Annotated in this window: 11 protein-coding genes; 7 read left to right on the forward strand and 4 right to left on the reverse strand. The window is 65.0% G+C overall.

Annotated elements, in window-relative coordinates:
* The first annotated feature begins 3 nt into the window (after nt 1-3).
* The 6 genes from ACLCGK_RS16270 (at nt 4) to ACLCGK_RS16295 (ending at nt 6665) form a co-directional block, all read left to right on the forward strand.
* Entirely contained in the window at nt 4-1248 is a 1245-nt protein-coding gene (locus ACLCGK_RS16270) for a cytochrome c (RefSeq protein ID WP_274297985.1), read from the forward strand.
* A 272-nt stretch (nt 1249-1520) separates the two neighbouring features.
* Nucleotides 1521-2540, forward strand: a complete 1020-nt coding sequence (gene ptxS, locus ACLCGK_RS16275) for a transcriptional regulator PtxS (protein WP_410952409.1) — start codon at nt 1521-1523, stop codon at nt 2538-2540.
* 68 nt (nt 2541-2608) lie between these two features.
* On the forward strand, nt 2609-3397 hold the full coding sequence (locus ACLCGK_RS16280; protein WP_410952410.1) for an AP endonuclease: 789 nt from the start codon (nt 2609-2611) through the stop codon (nt 3395-3397).
* Entirely contained in the window at nt 3390-4340 is a 951-nt protein-coding gene (locus tag ACLCGK_RS16285; protein ID WP_410952411.1) for a sugar kinase, read from the forward strand. The genes ACLCGK_RS16280 and ACLCGK_RS16285 overlap by 8 nt, the downstream gene beginning before the upstream one ends.
* Before the next feature lie 58 nt (nt 4341-4398).
* Nucleotides 4399-5691 (forward strand): MFS transporter, encoded by a 1293-nt coding sequence (locus ACLCGK_RS16290; protein WP_054571847.1) that lies wholly within the window; start codon nt 4399-4401, stop codon nt 5689-5691.
* Nucleotides 5692-5702: 11 nt separating this feature from the next.
* Nucleotides 5703-6665, forward strand: a complete 963-nt coding sequence (locus tag ACLCGK_RS16295) for a 2-hydroxyacid dehydrogenase (RefSeq protein WP_410952412.1) — start codon at nt 5703-5705, stop codon at nt 6663-6665.
* A gap of 306 nt (nt 6666-6971) precedes the next feature.
* On the opposite strand, the gene ACLCGK_RS16300 is transcribed toward ACLCGK_RS16295, so the two are convergent.
* Nucleotides 6972-8285, reverse strand: a complete 1314-nt coding sequence (locus ACLCGK_RS16300; protein ID WP_410952413.1) for an MFS transporter — start codon at nt 8283-8285, stop codon at nt 6972-6974.
* Nucleotides 8286-8805: 520 nt separating this feature from the next.
* On the opposite strand from ACLCGK_RS16300, the gene ACLCGK_RS16305 reads away from it, so the two are divergent.
* Nucleotides 8806-9681 carry an AEC family transporter gene (locus ACLCGK_RS16305; RefSeq protein ID WP_410952414.1) on the forward strand — a complete coding sequence of 292 codons (876 nt, stop codon included), beginning with the start codon at nt 8806-8808 and terminating at the stop codon, nt 9679-9681.
* A gap of 120 nt (nt 9682-9801) precedes the next feature.
* Here the strand turns inward: ACLCGK_RS16305 and ACLCGK_RS16310 are convergent, their stop codons facing one another.
* The 3 genes from ACLCGK_RS16310 to tssA all read right to left on the reverse strand — a co-directional run bounded on the left by ACLCGK_RS16310 (nt 9802) and on the right by tssA (nt 14314).
* Nucleotides 9802-10395: a hypothetical protein gene (locus tag ACLCGK_RS16310; protein WP_015270503.1), complete on the reverse strand. Its 594-nt coding sequence runs from the start codon at nt 10393-10395 to the stop codon at nt 9802-9804.
* 212 nt (nt 10396-10607) lie between these two features.
* Nucleotides 10608-13124, reverse strand: coding sequence for an excinuclease ABC subunit UvrA (gene uvrA, locus ACLCGK_RS16315; protein ID WP_410952415.1), 2517 nt, complete (start codon nt 13122-13124; stop codon nt 10608-10610).
* A 92-nt stretch (nt 13125-13216) separates the two neighbouring features.
* Complete coding sequence (gene tssA / locus ACLCGK_RS16320; RefSeq protein ID WP_410952416.1) at nt 13217-14314, reverse strand: type VI secretion system protein TssA; 1098 nt, start codon at nt 14312-14314, stop codon at nt 13217-13219.
* Nucleotides 14315-14358: the final 44 nt, after the last annotated feature.

A 14358-nucleotide genomic window follows, 5' to 3' on the forward strand; every position in this document is an offset into this window, starting at 1 on the left:
CGCATGAAGACAATGTTGATAGCAACCCTGCTGGGTGCCAGCGTGGCTGCTCAGGCTGCGCCGAATGACGATGCGCAGGTGCGCCAGGGCGAGTACCTGGCCCGCGCCGGCGACTGCGTCGCCTGCCATACCGCCAAGGGCGGCAAGCCGTTCGCCGGTGGGCTGCCGATGGAGACACCGATCGGCACGGTGTACTCCACCAACATCACCCCGGCGGCCAGTGGTATCGGCCAGTACAGCTTCGAAGACTTCGACCAGGCGGTGCGCAAGGGCATCGGCAAGGATGGCAGCACCCTGTATCCCGCCATGCCATACCCGTCCTATGCGCGCGTCAGCGAGCAGGACATGCAGGCGCTGTATGCCTACTTCATGAAGGGCGTGGAACCGGTCGAGCAGACGAACAAGGCCACCGATATCCCCTGGCCGCTGAGCATGCGCTGGCCGCTGGCGGTCTGGCGCGGGTTGTTCGCGCCAGAGGCCAAGCCCTGGCAGGCATCGGCGGCAGCCGACCCGGTGGTCAACCGCGGTGCCTACTTGGTCGAGGGCCTGGGGCACTGTGGTGCGTGCCATACACCGCGGGCGCTGACCATGCAGGAAAAGGCACTGAGCCCACAGGATGGCGAGCAGTTCCTGGCCGGCAGTGCACCGCTGGAAGGCTGGATTGCCAAGAACCTGCGTGGCGACCACAAGGACGGCCTGGGTAGCTGGAGCGAAGAGCAGCTGGTGCAGTTTCTCAAGACTGGCCGTAGCGACCGCAGCGCCGTGTTCGGTGGCATGAGCGACGTGGTCGAGCACAGCATGCAACACATGAGCGACGCCGACCTGACCGCCATCGCCCGCTACCTGAAGACGCTGCCACCGAGCAACCCTGACGACCAGCCGCACGTGTACGACAAACAGGTGGCGGATGCGCTATGGAAGGGTGACGACAGCAAGCCCGGAGCGGCGGTGTACATCGACAATTGCGCGGCCTGCCACCGTACCGATGGCCAGGGCTATACCCGCGTGTTCCCGGCCCTGGCCGGCAACCCGGTGGTTCAGACGGCGGATGCCACATCGCTGATTCACGTGGTATTGGCGGGGGGCACGGTGCCAGCGACGCACGCGGCACCGTCGAACTTCACCATGCCGGCGTTCGGCTGGCGCCTGAGTGACCAGGAGGTTGCCGAGGTGGTGAACTTCATTCGCACCAGTTGGGGTAACCAGGGCAGTGCCGTCACTGCCAGTGACGTGAAATCCCTTCGTTAACTGCATCCCTCTGTCTGCACCCCCAATCCACTGTGGGAGCGGGTTTACCCGCGAATGCGTCGGCACATTCAAAATCGCATTCGCGGGTGAACCCGCTCCCACAGGGTTTTGCATTTACTTTTCTTTATTTATCAGTTAGTTAAATAGAATTCTTATTGCATTTACTACGCATGGATATCGCACTCCCGACCAACGGCATGTTGACGAACGCGTGCGATTTTGCTGTATTGAAACCGGTTTCATCGCTATCACAACAATCATAAGGACAGCCCATGACCGACGCGCCTGCCCATGCCCGCGAACGGGTCACCATCAGCGAAGTAGCGCGTGTCGCTGGCGTTTCCAAGGCCACCGTCTCCCGTTACATCGGCGGTGACCGCCAGTTGCTCGCCGAAGCCACCGCCAAGCGCCTGGAAGAGGTCATCGAGCGCCTCGGTTACCGCCCCAACCAGATGGCCCGTGGCCTGAAGCGCGGCCAGACGCGCCTGATCGGCATGCTGGTGGCCGATATCCTCAACCCCTATTCAGTGGCCGTGATGCATGGCGTGGAAACAGCCTGCCGCCAGCATGGCTACAGCCTGGTGGTGTGCAACACCAACCGCGACGACGAGCAGGAGCGTCACCATCTTGTGGCCCTGCAGTCCTACAACGTCGAAGGGCTGATCGTGAACACGCTTGGCCATCACCCCGGCGAATTGCTCAACCTGCAGCGCGACATCCCCATGGTGCTGGTCGACCGCCAGTTGCCCGAACTGAATGTCGACCTGGTTGGCCTGGACAATGCCGACGCGGTCGAGCAGGCCCTCGACCACCTGCAAGCTCAAGGCTACCGCGACATCCTGGCGGTAACCGAACCCCTCGATGGCACCAGCTCGCGCCTGGAGCGAGTACAGGCGTTCGGATCCTCGGTCAGCCGTCGGCCCGGTATGCGCCAACAGGTGCTGGAGACCGGCACCGGGCTTGATGAGCAGCTGGCTGCGTTCCTCGCCGCCAACGGCCATGGCCCGCAGGCCATCTTTACCTTCAACGGTGTCGCCACCCTGGCCGTGACCCGGGCCCTGCACGAAGCAGGGCGCAATCTGTTCGTGGACGTCGGGCTGATCGCCCTCGACGACCTCGACTGGTACCCCTTGGTCGGCAGCGGCATCACTGCACTGGCCCAGCCCACCGAGCGAATCGGCGTGGCGGCATTCGAGAGCCTGCTTGGCCGCCTGCGCGGTGACAGCGGGGCAGCCCGGCGCATCGACTTCAAGGCCGAGCTGATCATCCGAGGTTCAACCCAGCCACAGTAATCACAGGCAGGCACCTGCGTGCCTGCTGTCATCAAAAAAATGAAACCGGTTTCATAAGGACAAAAACAATGCACTCGAACCCCGTTTCCATCAGCCTCTCCAGCTACGGTGCCGACTTTGTCCGGCAACGTGGCCAGCAGCAGTTCCTTGACCTGCTGGCTGCCGCCGGCGTTACCCGCGTGGAGCTGCGCGAAGAACTGTTCACTTGTGCGCCGGACACTGCAGCGCTGGCTGCAGCCATTGCCGCGCTGCGCCTGGAGTGCCTGTATTCCACGCCCCTGGAACTGTGGACCGCACAAGGCGAACTTGACCCGCAATTGGCGCAAAAGCTGGAAACTGCCCGCGCTCTTGGCGCGGTCGCGCTCAAGGTTTCCCTGGGCCACTACCAGGCGGGCTGTGACGTCGCGGCCTTGGCGACGCTGTTGCCGGCGCACGGGCCATTGCTGCTGGTGGAGAACGACCAGACTGCGCAAGGTGGACGGATCGAACCCCTGCAGCAGTTTTTCCAGCGCGCCGACGAACTCGGGCTGACCCTGGGCATGACTTTCGACATCGGTAACTGGCAGTGGCAGGGCGAGCCTGTCCGGCATGCCGCACGCCAGCTGGGGCGCTGGGTGCGCTATGTGCACTGCAAGGCCGTGCAGCGCCGGGCCGATGGCCGCCTGGTAGCCGTCCCGCCAGAGACTGCGGACCTGCAGGAGTGGGCCGAGCTGATGGCCGAGTTCACCCCCGGCGTGGTGCGTGCTGTCGAGTACCCGCTGGTGAGCGACGATCTGCTGGCGCTGACCCGTGCCCAGGTGCGCGACCTGGCGGCGCTGGGGCAGGGCGTATCGAGTGAGGAGCAGAGCCATGCATGAGCATGACGTGTTGTGTTTCGGCGAGACCATGGCCATGTTCGTCGCCGAGCAGGCCGGCGACCTGGCCAGTGTCGGCCAGTTCGGCAAGCGCATTGCCGGCGCCGACAGCAACGTGGCCATCGGCCTGGCGCGGCTGGGCTTCAAGGTCCGCTGGCTGAGCCGGGTGGGCGACGATTCGCTGGGCCGTTTCGTGCTCGACAGCCTGCGCCGCGAAGGGCTGGACTGCTCCGGCGTCGAGGTGGATGCCAGCTACCCCACCGGCTTCCAGCTCAAGGCCCGCTGCGATGACGGCAGCGACCCGGCGGTGGAGTACTTCCGCCGTGGCTCGGCGGCCAGCCGGCTGTCGCCGGCGTTGCTGCGCCCGGGCTCTCTGCAGGCTCGCCACTTGCACGCCACCGGCATCCCACTGGCGCTGTCGGACGGCTGCCGGGCGCTGTCGCATGCGTTGATGGACGCCATGCGTGCCGCCGGGCGCAGTATCTCGTTCGACCCCAACCTGCGCCCCTCGCTGTGGCCTGACCAAAGCAGCATGGTGCGCGAAGTCAATGCCCTGGCGGCCAAGGCCGACTGGGTGCTGCCAGGCCTGGAAGAGGGCCGCCTGCTGACCGGCCAGCACACCCCGGCGGACATCGCCGCGTTCTACCTCGACCAAGGGGTGGAACTGGTGGTGATCAAGTTGGGCGACGCCGGTGCCTACTTCCGCAGCGCCAAGGGCGAAGGCCAGGTGGCGCCAGTGCCGGTCAGCCATGTGGTGGACACCGTTGGCGCCGGCGATGCCTTTGCCGTCGGCGTGCTCAGTGCGCTGCTGGAGGGCCACCCGGTAGCCGAGGCAGTGGCGCGTGGCAACTGGTGCGGCAGCCGCGCCGTGCAGTCGCGTGGCGACATGGAAGGGCTGCCGCTGCGCCATGAGCTGCAAGCCCACGACCTGCGCAGAAGCGCGTGAACACTTGACCCCGAAACACCTGTTGCAACAAAAACAACAAGCTCAGGAGAAACGAACCATGCAAAGCCAAAGCCTGGCGCCTCGCCGCTGGTGGTACATCATCCCGATCGTGTTCTTCACCTATAGCCTGGCGTACCTGGACCGCGCCAACTACGGGTTCGCCGCCGCTTCCGGCATGGCTGAAGACCTGCACATCACCCCCGCACTGTCTTCGCTGCTGGGGGCACTGTTCTTCCTTGGTTACTTCTTCTTCCAGGTGCCTGGCGCCATCTATGCCGAAAAGCGCAGTGTGAAGAAGCTGATCTTTGTCTGCCTGATACTCTGGGGCGGCCTTGCCACGCTCACTGGCGTGGTCAGCAACGTCTACATGCTGATCGGCATCCGCTTCCTGCTCGGGGTGGTGGAGGCGGCGGTGATGCCGGCCATGCTGGTGTACCTGTGCCACTGGTTCACCCGCGCCGAGCGTTCGCGCGCCAATACCTTCCTGATCCTCGGCAACCCGGTGACCATCCTGTGGATGTCGGTGGTGTCGGGCTACCTCGTCAAGCATTACGACTGGCGCTGGATGTTCATCATCGAAGGCCTGCCCGCCGTCATCTGGGCGTTCTTCTGGTGGCGCCTGGTGGATGACCGCCCGGCCCAGGTGAACTGGCTGAGCGAGCAGGAAAAGGCCGCCCTGGAGCAGGCGCTGGCTGCCGAGCAGCAAGGTATCAAGCCGGTGAAGAACTACCGCGAGGCGTTCCGCTCGCCGCAAGTGATCATCCTTTCGCTGCAGTACTTCTGCTGGAGCATCGGTGTGTATGGCTTCGTGCTGTGGTTGCCGTCGATCCTCAAGCAGGCGGCCAACCTCGACATCGTGCAGGCCGGCTGGCTGTCGTCGGTACCTTACCTGGCGGCGGTGCTGGGCATGGTCGGTGTGTCGTGGGCGTCCGACCGCCTGCAGAAGCGCAAGCGCTTCGTCTGGCCACCACTGCTGATCGCCGCCGTTGCGTTCTATGGCTCCTACGCCCTGGGCAGCGAGCACTTCTGGCTGTCGTACGCGTTGCTGGTGGTCGCCGGCGCCTGCATGTACGCACCCTATGGCCCGTTCTTCGCGATCGTGCCCGAGATCCTGCCGGCCAACGTCGCCGGTGGTGCCATGGCACTGATCAACAGCATGGGCGCGCTGGGCTCGTTCGGTGGCTCGTGGCTGGTGGGTTACCTCAATGGCGTCACCGGCGGGCCTGGTGCCTCCTACCTGTTCATGTGCGGTGCGCTGCTGGCCGCAGTGGCGCTTACCGCCGCACTCAATACTTCCCAGACATCTGGCCGGGCCAAGCGCGGCAACTCGCGTCTGGCTATGAACCATTAGGAACCTGTGCAATGAAGAAGCGAATCGTCCTGTACAAACGCCTGTCCGACGACTTGATGGCACGCCTGCAAGAGCGCGTCGAGGTGACCTGGGTGGATACCTCCCAGCCCGATGGCCTGGCCCGTCTGCGCGATGCCTTGCCGGGTGCGCACGGGCTGCTGGGAGCCAGCCTGCGCCTGGACGCCAGCCTGCTCGACCTGGCGCCACAGCTTGAAGTGGTGTCCAGCGTTTCGGTCGGTGTCGACAACTACGACATCGCCGAACTCAGCCGGCGTGGCGTGATGTTGACCAACACGCCCGACGTGCTGACCGAAACCACCGCCGACACGGGCTTCGCCTTGATCCTGGCCACCGCCAGGCGGGTGGTGGAGCTGGCGAACTGGGTGCGAGACGGGAACTGGCAGGCCAACCTCGGCCCGGCGCATTTCGGCAGTGATGTGCACGGCAAGACGCTGGGCATCGTCGGCATGGGCCGCATCGGCGAGGCCCTGGCCCGGCGCGCCGCGGCCGGCTTCGGCATGCGTGTGCTGTATCACAGTCAGCATGCCAAGCCAGAGGTGGAGGCGCGCCATGCTGCGCGTCAATGCAGCCTGGACGAGCTGTTGCAGCAGGCGGATTTCGTTTGCCTGACCGTGCCGCTGAGTGCCAGCACCGAAGGCCTGATCGGCGCGCGGGAGCTGGCGCTGATGAAGCCCCAGGCAATCCTGGTGAACATTTCCCGCGGGCGCGTGGTGGATGAGCAAGCGCTTATCGAAGCGTTGCGTGCCCGGCGCATACGCGGCGCCGGCCTGGACGTGTTCGTGCAGGAGCCGCTGTCGGCGCAGTCGCCGTTGTTGCAGCTGGACAACGTGGTGGCGACCCCGCATATCGGCTCGGCGACCGAGGAAACCCGCCAGGCCATGGCGCGCTGTGCGGTGGACAACCTGCTCAGTGCCCTGGCTGGTGAGCGCCCGGCCAACCTGGTGAATGGTTAAAGCCAGATCCACAAACCTGCGCGGCCCCTGTGGGAGCGGGTTCACCCGCAAAGCGGGCAATGCGGTGGATGGCACCGGCTACGCCGGTGTTCGCGGGTAAACCCGCTCCCACAGGTCCGGCGCATTCTTTCGGCAGGTGGGGTCCCTGTGGGAGCGGGCATGCCCGCGAAGCAGGCGACGCGGTGGATGGCACCGGCTGCGCCGGTGTTCGCGGGCGCGCCCGCTCCCACAGGTATGGTACTCAGCAGGTGGGGTTTCTGTGGGAGCGGCCTTGTGTTGCGAAAGGGCTGCAAGGCAGCCCCGGAGTCAATGCGATTCTGAACGCTGCGCCTGCGCTGGCGCAGCACTCTCCACCGGCTCCACCGGCTCCAGCGGTGGGTGCTCCTGCGCCGCGTGCATCAGGTCTTCGGTCACCCGCAGCTCGGCACCGGTCGGCGAGAAGGTGGTCGAAGCGGTGAACGGGGCCGGGTGCTCTGCCGCCGGACGCTTGCCTCGGCGCCACATGAAGAAGCACACCATGGCCAGGTTGACCACGGCAAAGGCCCAGAACAACCCGGCCTCGCCAAACTCGGTCATCATCGGCGAAATCGCCACCGGCGCCATGGCCGAACCCAGCGAGTTGATCAGCAGCAGGCCCTGGATCATCGGCACCAGTGCATCCGATGGCGCGCGGTCGGCCGCATGGCTGACCGCCACCGGGTAAAGGGTGAACACGCCACCGCCCAGCAGGAACAGCATGGCCGGCAGCAGGATCGAGTCAGACGGCAGGAACACCGTCACCAGCGACAGCAGCACGCACAGCCCGGCCAGGGCGATCAGCACATCCTGGCGGTCCTTGCGGTCAGACCAGCGCCCGACCGGGTATTGCAGCAGCATGGCACCCAGAATTACCCAGGCCATCATGTTGCCGACCTCGCCCACATCCAGGCCGATGCGCTGCAGGTACAGCGGCAGCAGGGCATAGATGCCGGCAATGGCCACACCCGAACCGAAGCAGCCGACCAGGCCCGACGGCGCAACGCCCAGCAACTGGCGCGGCTTGAGCGGTTCGACCTGGTCCAGCAGTGGCGACACCCGCGGCAGGATCACGATGGGCAGTACCGACAGGGCGGCGAGCACGCCGGCCAGCATGAACGGTGCGGTGTCACCCATCTGGGTGATTTCGCCAAGGCCGGCCTGGGCGATGACCCCGGCGCCGTAGAAGGCAATCATGTACAGCGCCAGCAAGCGGCCGCGGATCTTGGCGTCACCGGCCAGCAGCAGCCAGCTTTCGATCACCAGGAACACGCCCACTGCCGCCCAGCCGTTGATCAGGCGCAGCACCGACCACCAGGTGACGTCGTAGAACAGGCCTTGCAGCAGGATGGTCACGGCGATCAGCGAGGCGAAGCTGGTATAGGCGCGGATATGGCCGATGCGCAGGATCAGCCGGTCGTTGAAGATGGCACCCAGGGTCAGGCCGATGAAGTAGGTCGAGGAGACCACACCGATGGTGGTGGCTGATTCGCCGGCAGCGCCCAGGCGCAGGGTGGTAAGGGAAGACATGAAGCCGTTGCCCAGGGCAATGATGAACAGCCCGAGCAGGGGCGCCAGCGCCATGGCCAGCAAACGCGGAGACATAGGTACCTCTAGTTGGATGAGCGGAATGAGCGCCTTTTCGGACGCGCACACCGGCTCGACCCGAACGGGGCCGAGTGGCTGCACGGATGTGCCTGGGCTGGATGCGACGTTGCCGGTTGCCACCGTTCAAGGCGACGGGCGAAAAGGAAGCGCGATTCTACGGGCTTGCGCGGTTTTGCCCAAGGGGCTTGGGTGTGCGACGAGACGCCGCAGTCTGTGGGCGACACGAATGCGTCTTGGGCGGACATCCCGGGGCCGCTTTGCGGCCCAATCGCCGGCAAGCCAGCTCCCACCTCGACTGCATCGCCCTCAAGCATTGTGCAGTACCTATGGGGGCCGGCTTGCCGGCGATGAGGCCAGAACAGGCAACACAAGACAGTTACTCCCGCATGGTGGTGATACCTCAAGGCTTGGCGCTGTACCTGTGGGAGCCGGCTTGCCGGCGATTGGGCTGCAAAGCAGCCCCGGCAATCCCGAAGACTGCGGCATAATGCGGGGCCCACCCCCAAGGAAGGCCCCCATGTTCGCTTCGCTGTTCGCCGTCCTGGCCCCGGTTTTCATCGTCGCCGGCATCGGCTATGCCTGGGCCCGCAAGGGCCTGGACTACCCCACCGAATTCATCGCCCGGGTGGTGATGACCGTCGGCACCCCGTCGCTGGTGCTGTCCACGCTCAGCCGCACCGAGCTGGACCCGAACGCTTTCACTAGCATGGCCATGGCCTGCCTGCTGTGCACCTTGGGCATGGCCCTGGCCGGCTTGCTGGTGTGCCGCGCTTCGGGCATGCACTGGCGTGTGCTGTTGCCGGCGTTCATGTTCCCCAACACCGGCAACATGGGCCTGCCGATCAGCCTTTATGCCTTTGGCGAACACGGGCTGGCCTTGGCCGTGGCGTTCTTCCTGACACTGTCGATCGTGCAGTTCACCCTCGGCATGGCCATTTCCGGTACTGCGGCTTCGTTCAAGGCACTGCTGCGCAACCCTATCGTGATCAGCCTGGCCGGTGCCATGCCAATCATCTTTCTCGATTTCGAGTTGCCGCGCTGGCTGGCCAATACCGCAGACCTGCTGGGCGGCATGACCATCCCGCTGATGTTGCTGACACTGGGCGTGTCGCTGGCCAGCATTCGCCTGCGCCATGTGGGCAGCGGCATGCTGCTGGGCGGCTTGCGCATTGGCCTGGGGGCTGCCGTGGGCTGGGCGGTAGGTGCGGCGCTGGGCGTGGGCAACCTGGAGCGTGCGGTGCTGGTGGTGCAGTCGGCGATGCCGGTGGCGGTGTTCAATTACCTGATGGCGGTGCGCGCCAACCGCGAGCCGGAGCAGGTAGCGAACCTGGTGATGTGTTCCACGGTGCTGTCGTTTGCCTGGTTGCCGGTGGTGCTGGCCTGGTGGATGTAAGCCGCTTGTACCGGCCTCTTCGCGGGCATGCCCGCTCCCACAGGTACAGCGCAGCTCTCAAAACCAGTGGTGCACCTGTGGGAGCGGGCGAGCCCGCGAAGAGGCCGGTAAAGCAAACGGCTATTTCTCCTGCAACCGCCACCCCTGGCTGGTCAGCACCATCGCCCGGGTTTCCTTGAGCGGTGCGTCATTGCTGGCCACCGCCTTGCCCAGTTCGGCAATGCTGGCCTTGACCCCGTCATCCCCGGCCCAAGCCGGTAACCCGGTGATCTTGTAGGCATAGGTCACATTCGACATCTTCTGCCCGGTCACCTCGCTCGGCTCACTGAACTGCTCGATCGCGGTGACCTGAGCCTTGCCGAAGCACAGCCCGTTATCTGCCTTGTAATACTTGCGGCCTTCGTCGGTGAGGTCATAGGCGTAGTAGATGTCCGTGCGTGCCGCTTGCCACAGGCGGGCGGGCACCTCGGTGCGCGAGATCTCCTTTTCGCTGACCACACCTACCTGGGCCAGGGCATGCAACGCCTTGTTGGTGCCATGGAGGTCGAAGTCCTGGGTCTTGGTCGGGAATGAACTGATGACGAAGCAGTGTGGGTACTGGGTATCGAGGTAGGCCTGGGCGGCCTTCTGGAAACTGGCCTCGCTGGTTTCCTCGCTGTTCGAGCAACCGGCCAGGGTTGCCAACAGCGCCAGCGGCACGATCTTCCTGTACATGGTGACACTTCCTTGAGTGACAAAGGCAAACGGGTCGTGCGCGATTAGAACCTACGGGCTAGAGCGGCGCAATCATGGCAAGACGGCATCTCTGCATGTGCTTCGCTGGCCTCTTCGCGGGTAAACCCGCTCCCACAGGGTCACCACAGATCTTGCAAGCTGTGTAAGTACCTGTAGGAGCGGGTTTACCCGCGAAGAGGCCGGTGCAGGCGCTACAAGGCCTTGGCCAGAAACGCCGCAGTGCGGCTTTCAGCACACCCGGCCACCACCTGCGGCGTGCCGCTGACCACCACCTGGCCCCCGGCATCCCCGGCCCCAGGGCCGATGTCGATCACCCAGTCGCTCTGCGCGACCACCCGCATGTCATGCTCGACCACCACCACGCTGTGCCCGCCATCGACCAGGCGGTTGAGCTGCACCAGCAGCCGGTCGATGTCTTGCGGATGCAAGCCGTTGGTAGGTTCGTCCAGTACATACAGCGTCGCCCCGCGGGCCATGCGCTGCAGCTCGGTGGCCAGCTTGATGCGCTGCGCCTCGCCGCCGGACAGTTCGGTGGCCGGCTGCCCCAGGCGCAAATAGCCCAGGCCGATGTCCTGCAGCACCTGCAGGCAGCGGCGCGCCGCTGGCTGCTCGGCGAACACTTGCAGGGCCTGGTCGACGGTCAATTGCAGCACCTGCGCGATGTTCATGCCTTGCCAGCTCACCGCCAGGGTTTCCGGGTTGTAGCGAGCGCCATGGCAGGTCGGGCAGGGCGCGTAGACGCTGGGCATGAACAGCAACTCGACACTGACGAAGCCTTCGCCCTCGCAGTTCTCGCAGCGCCCCTTGGCAACGTTGAAGGAGAAACGCCCGGCATCGAAGCCTTGTGCCTTGGCCTGTTCGGTGGCAGCGAACAGCTTGCGTACATGGTCGAACAGGCCGGTGTAGGTGGCCAGGTTGGAACGAGGCGTGCGGCCGATCGGTTTCTGGTCGACCTGCACCAGGCGCTTGATGCTGCCAAGGCCGGCGCTGACAAACCCGCCGCTGGCCTGTTCGGGTTCATCTTCCAGGCTCTGCTCCTCAGGCTCGCTGCGCAGGTCGGCATGGCCCAGGTGCGCCCCCAGCAGCTCCAGCAGAGCCTGGCTGACCAGGCTCGACTTGCCCGAGCCGGAAATACCGGTGACGGCGGTAAAGCAACCCAGCGGGAATGCGGCACTGAGGTCGTGCAGATTGTTGCGGCTGATGCCTTCGAGCTTCAGCCAGTCGCGGGCCTGGCGTGGTGTGCGCGTGGCCTGGACCAATGTACTGAACAGGTAGGCCCGGGTGCATGACTGCTCGACCCGGGCCAGGCCGGCGGGCGGCCCGCTGTAGAGAATGGTGCCGCCATGCTCGCCAGCGGCAGGCCCTACATCCACCAGCCAGTCGGCGCGACGCATGGTATCCAGGTCGTGCTCCACCACATACACCGAATTGCCAGCCTGCTTCAGGCGCCGCAGCGCTTCGAACAGGGCTTCGCTGTCGGCCGGGTGCAAGCCGGCCGACGGCTCGTCCAGCACGTAGATCACGCCGAACAATTGCGAGTTCAGCTGGGTGGCCAGGCGCAGGCGTTGCAGCTCCCCAGAGGACAGGGTAGGGGTGCTGCGCTCCAGGGCCAGGTAGCCCAGGCCCAGGTCGAGCAGGGGGCCGATGCGTTCGAGCAGTTCGTTGGCGATGCGTTGCGCGGCGAGGCGTTTTTCCAGGGTCAGGTTGCCGTCGTGCTGCTCCAGATAGCCTGGCGCAGCAACCTGACGGAACACCTCGGCCAGCGCCTGCAACGACAACCGCGACAGCTCGCCTATGTCGCAGCCGGCGAAGGTTACGTCCAGCGCCTCACGCTTGAGGCGCTTGCCCTGGCACTGCGGGCATGGGCTGGGGCGCATGTACTGCGACACACGCTTGCGCATCTGCGCGCTCTGCGAGTGCATGAAGGTGTGCAGCACGTAGCGCCGGGCACCGCTGAAGGTGCCCTGGTAACTCGGCTCGAGCTTGCGCTTGAGCGCAGCGCGGGTCTGCGCCGGGGTCAGGCCGGCATACACCGGCACCGTGGGTGTTTCTTCGGTGTAGAGAATCCAGTCGCGTTGCTGCTGGGGCAGGTCGCGCCAGGGGGTATCGACGTCATAGCCCAGGGTCACCAGAATGTCCCGCAGGTTCTGCCCCTGCCAGGCCATCGGCCAGGCCGCTACGGCCCGTTCGCGGATGGTCAGCGACGGGTCGGGGACCATGGTCGCTTCACTCACTTCATAGACCCGCCCCAGCCCATGGCACTCCGGGCAGGCACCTTGCGGGGTGTTGGGCGAGAAGTCCTCGGCATGCAACATCGGTTGCCCGGCCGGGTAGCTGCCGGCGCGGGAGTAGAGCATGCGGATCGAACTGGACAGTGTAGTCACGCTGCCCACCGAGGAACGTGCACTCGGCGTGCCGCGTTGCTGCTGCAGGGCCACGGCCGGCGGCAGGCCTTCGATGGCGTCGACGTCCGGCACGCCGACCTGATCGATCAGGCGCCGGGCATAGGGCGCCACCGATTCGAAGTAGCGGCGCTGGGCTTCGGCGTAGAGGGTGGAGAAGGCCAGCGAGGACTTGCCCGAGCCGGACACTCCCGTGAATACCACCAGCGCGTCGCGAGGGATATCCACATCGATGTTCTTCAGGTTGTGCTCGCGGGCGCCACGAACGCGAATGAAGCCGGTGGGGGCGGGTGAACGTGGCGGCATCTGAGCGGTCCTTGGCGGTTGAGAGCACTCACGTTAGCAGTATTTGTGGTGCCTGTACCGGCCTCTTCGCGGGTAAACCCGCTCCCACAGCATCAGGATCTTGGCTCGCGGGTGCCCAGCACGTCGCGAATGTTGTCCACCACGTTGCTGTCCTTGATCACATCGCTCAGCCAGCCTTCCAGCGGCATGTTGCCCCACTTGATGGCGCGTTCGATCAGGTAAGGCACCGGGCTCTGCGGTTCGCTCTGCTTGAAGAACTGGGCGATACCCGCAAGCATGGTGAAGGCTTCGTCGCGGGTCAGGGGCGTCGTGCGCATCGGCGCAGGCGTGGTGGCCTGGACGGGTGTGTTCATCGGTTCACCTGCTTCGCTGGTGGGGGCAACAGTGGCTTCGGGTTCTGCCGCTGCGACAGTGGCGGGGTGCAGTTCGACACCGCGGTCCTTGAGCAGTTTTTCAGCCAGCTGGCTGGCGCGCGACAGCATGTCGGCAAGGCTGGCAAAGCTGGGCGCCTCATGGCCGAACAGGCGGTCGGCACTGGCTTGCAGGGCTTTGCAGGCCTCCAGGCTGGCGGCGATCTGCAGGGCCTTGGTGCGCAGGTGTTCGGTGTCGCTAAGCGCCACCGAGCGCTGGAAGATTTCGGCGTTGATCTTGCCTTCGTTCAGCGCGGTCTGCATTGCCTTGGGGCTCTGCAAGGCAAGGTTTTCTACGTAGCGTGATTCGTCATAGCGCAACACGCCAAAATTCTGCCCTTGGGTAATGGGCAAGCCACCGGCAATGTCGGTGAGCGTGGTCTTCAGCCAGGACAGCCGCGCAGCGCGTTCGTCCAGGCCATCTTCGAGTGTTGGGTACAGCGTGTCCCAGAATGCTTCCAGTACCTGTTCGGTCAGCCGAAGGCCAAAGGTGATGCCTTCGAAATGTTCACGCTGGGCCAACCCTTCGCTGAGCCAGGCTACCAGCATCAGGTCCTTGCTTTGCTGCGCCAGCCCTTGGGCCGACAGGTTGACCACCTGCTCCCAGTCGGCGGTCTTCAGGTCGGTTTGCCAGTCGCCCTGGGTCAGGTAGTCAGGGTCTGCCCGGCGCGCCTCCTTGATCTGGTCGAACAAGGCAGAGAAGCTCAAGTCTTCGCCACTGCCACCCTCGATGGGTGCGGTCAGCGTTGCCAGCGAAAGGTCATTGAGGATTTCAGGCATAAAACACTCTGGTCATGGCAGATGAACAGCGTGCCAGGTCACCT

This window comes from Pseudomonas sp. S1(2024), assembly GCF_046557535.1.

Coding starts and splice junctions, on each gene's coding strand:
- ACLCGK_RS16270 (WP_274297985.1), top strand. CDS start 4: ATGAAGACAATGTTGATAGCAACCCTGCTGGGTGCCAGCGTGGCTGCT.
- ptxS (WP_410952409.1), top strand. CDS start 1,521: ATGACCGACGCGCCTGCCCATGCCCGCGAACGGGTCACCATCAGCGAA.
- ACLCGK_RS16280 (WP_410952410.1), top strand. CDS start 2,609: ATGCACTCGAACCCCGTTTCCATCAGCCTCTCCAGCTACGGTGCCGAC.
- ACLCGK_RS16285 (WP_410952411.1), top strand. CDS start 3,390: ATGCATGAGCATGACGTGTTGTGTTTCGGCGAGACCATGGCCATGTTC.
- ACLCGK_RS16290 (WP_054571847.1), top strand. CDS start 4,399: ATGCAAAGCCAAAGCCTGGCGCCTCGCCGCTGGTGGTACATCATCCCG.
- ACLCGK_RS16295 (WP_410952412.1), top strand. CDS start 5,703: ATGAAGAAGCGAATCGTCCTGTACAAACGCCTGTCCGACGACTTGATG.
- ACLCGK_RS16300 (WP_410952413.1), bottom strand. CDS start 8,285: ATGTCTCCGCGTTTGCTGGCCATGGCGCTGGCGCCCCTGCTCGGGCTG.
- ACLCGK_RS16305 (WP_410952414.1), top strand. CDS start 8,806: ATGTTCGCTTCGCTGTTCGCCGTCCTGGCCCCGGTTTTCATCGTCGCC.
- ACLCGK_RS16310 (WP_015270503.1), bottom strand. CDS start 10,395: ATGTACAGGAAGATCGTGCCGCTGGCGCTGTTGGCAACCCTGGCCGGT.
- uvrA (WP_410952415.1), bottom strand. CDS start 13,124: ATGCCGCCACGTTCACCCGCCCCCACCGGCTTCATTCGCGTTCGTGGC.
- tssA (WP_410952416.1), bottom strand. CDS start 14,314: ATGCCTGAAATCCTCAATGACCTTTCGCTGGCAACGCTGACCGCACCC.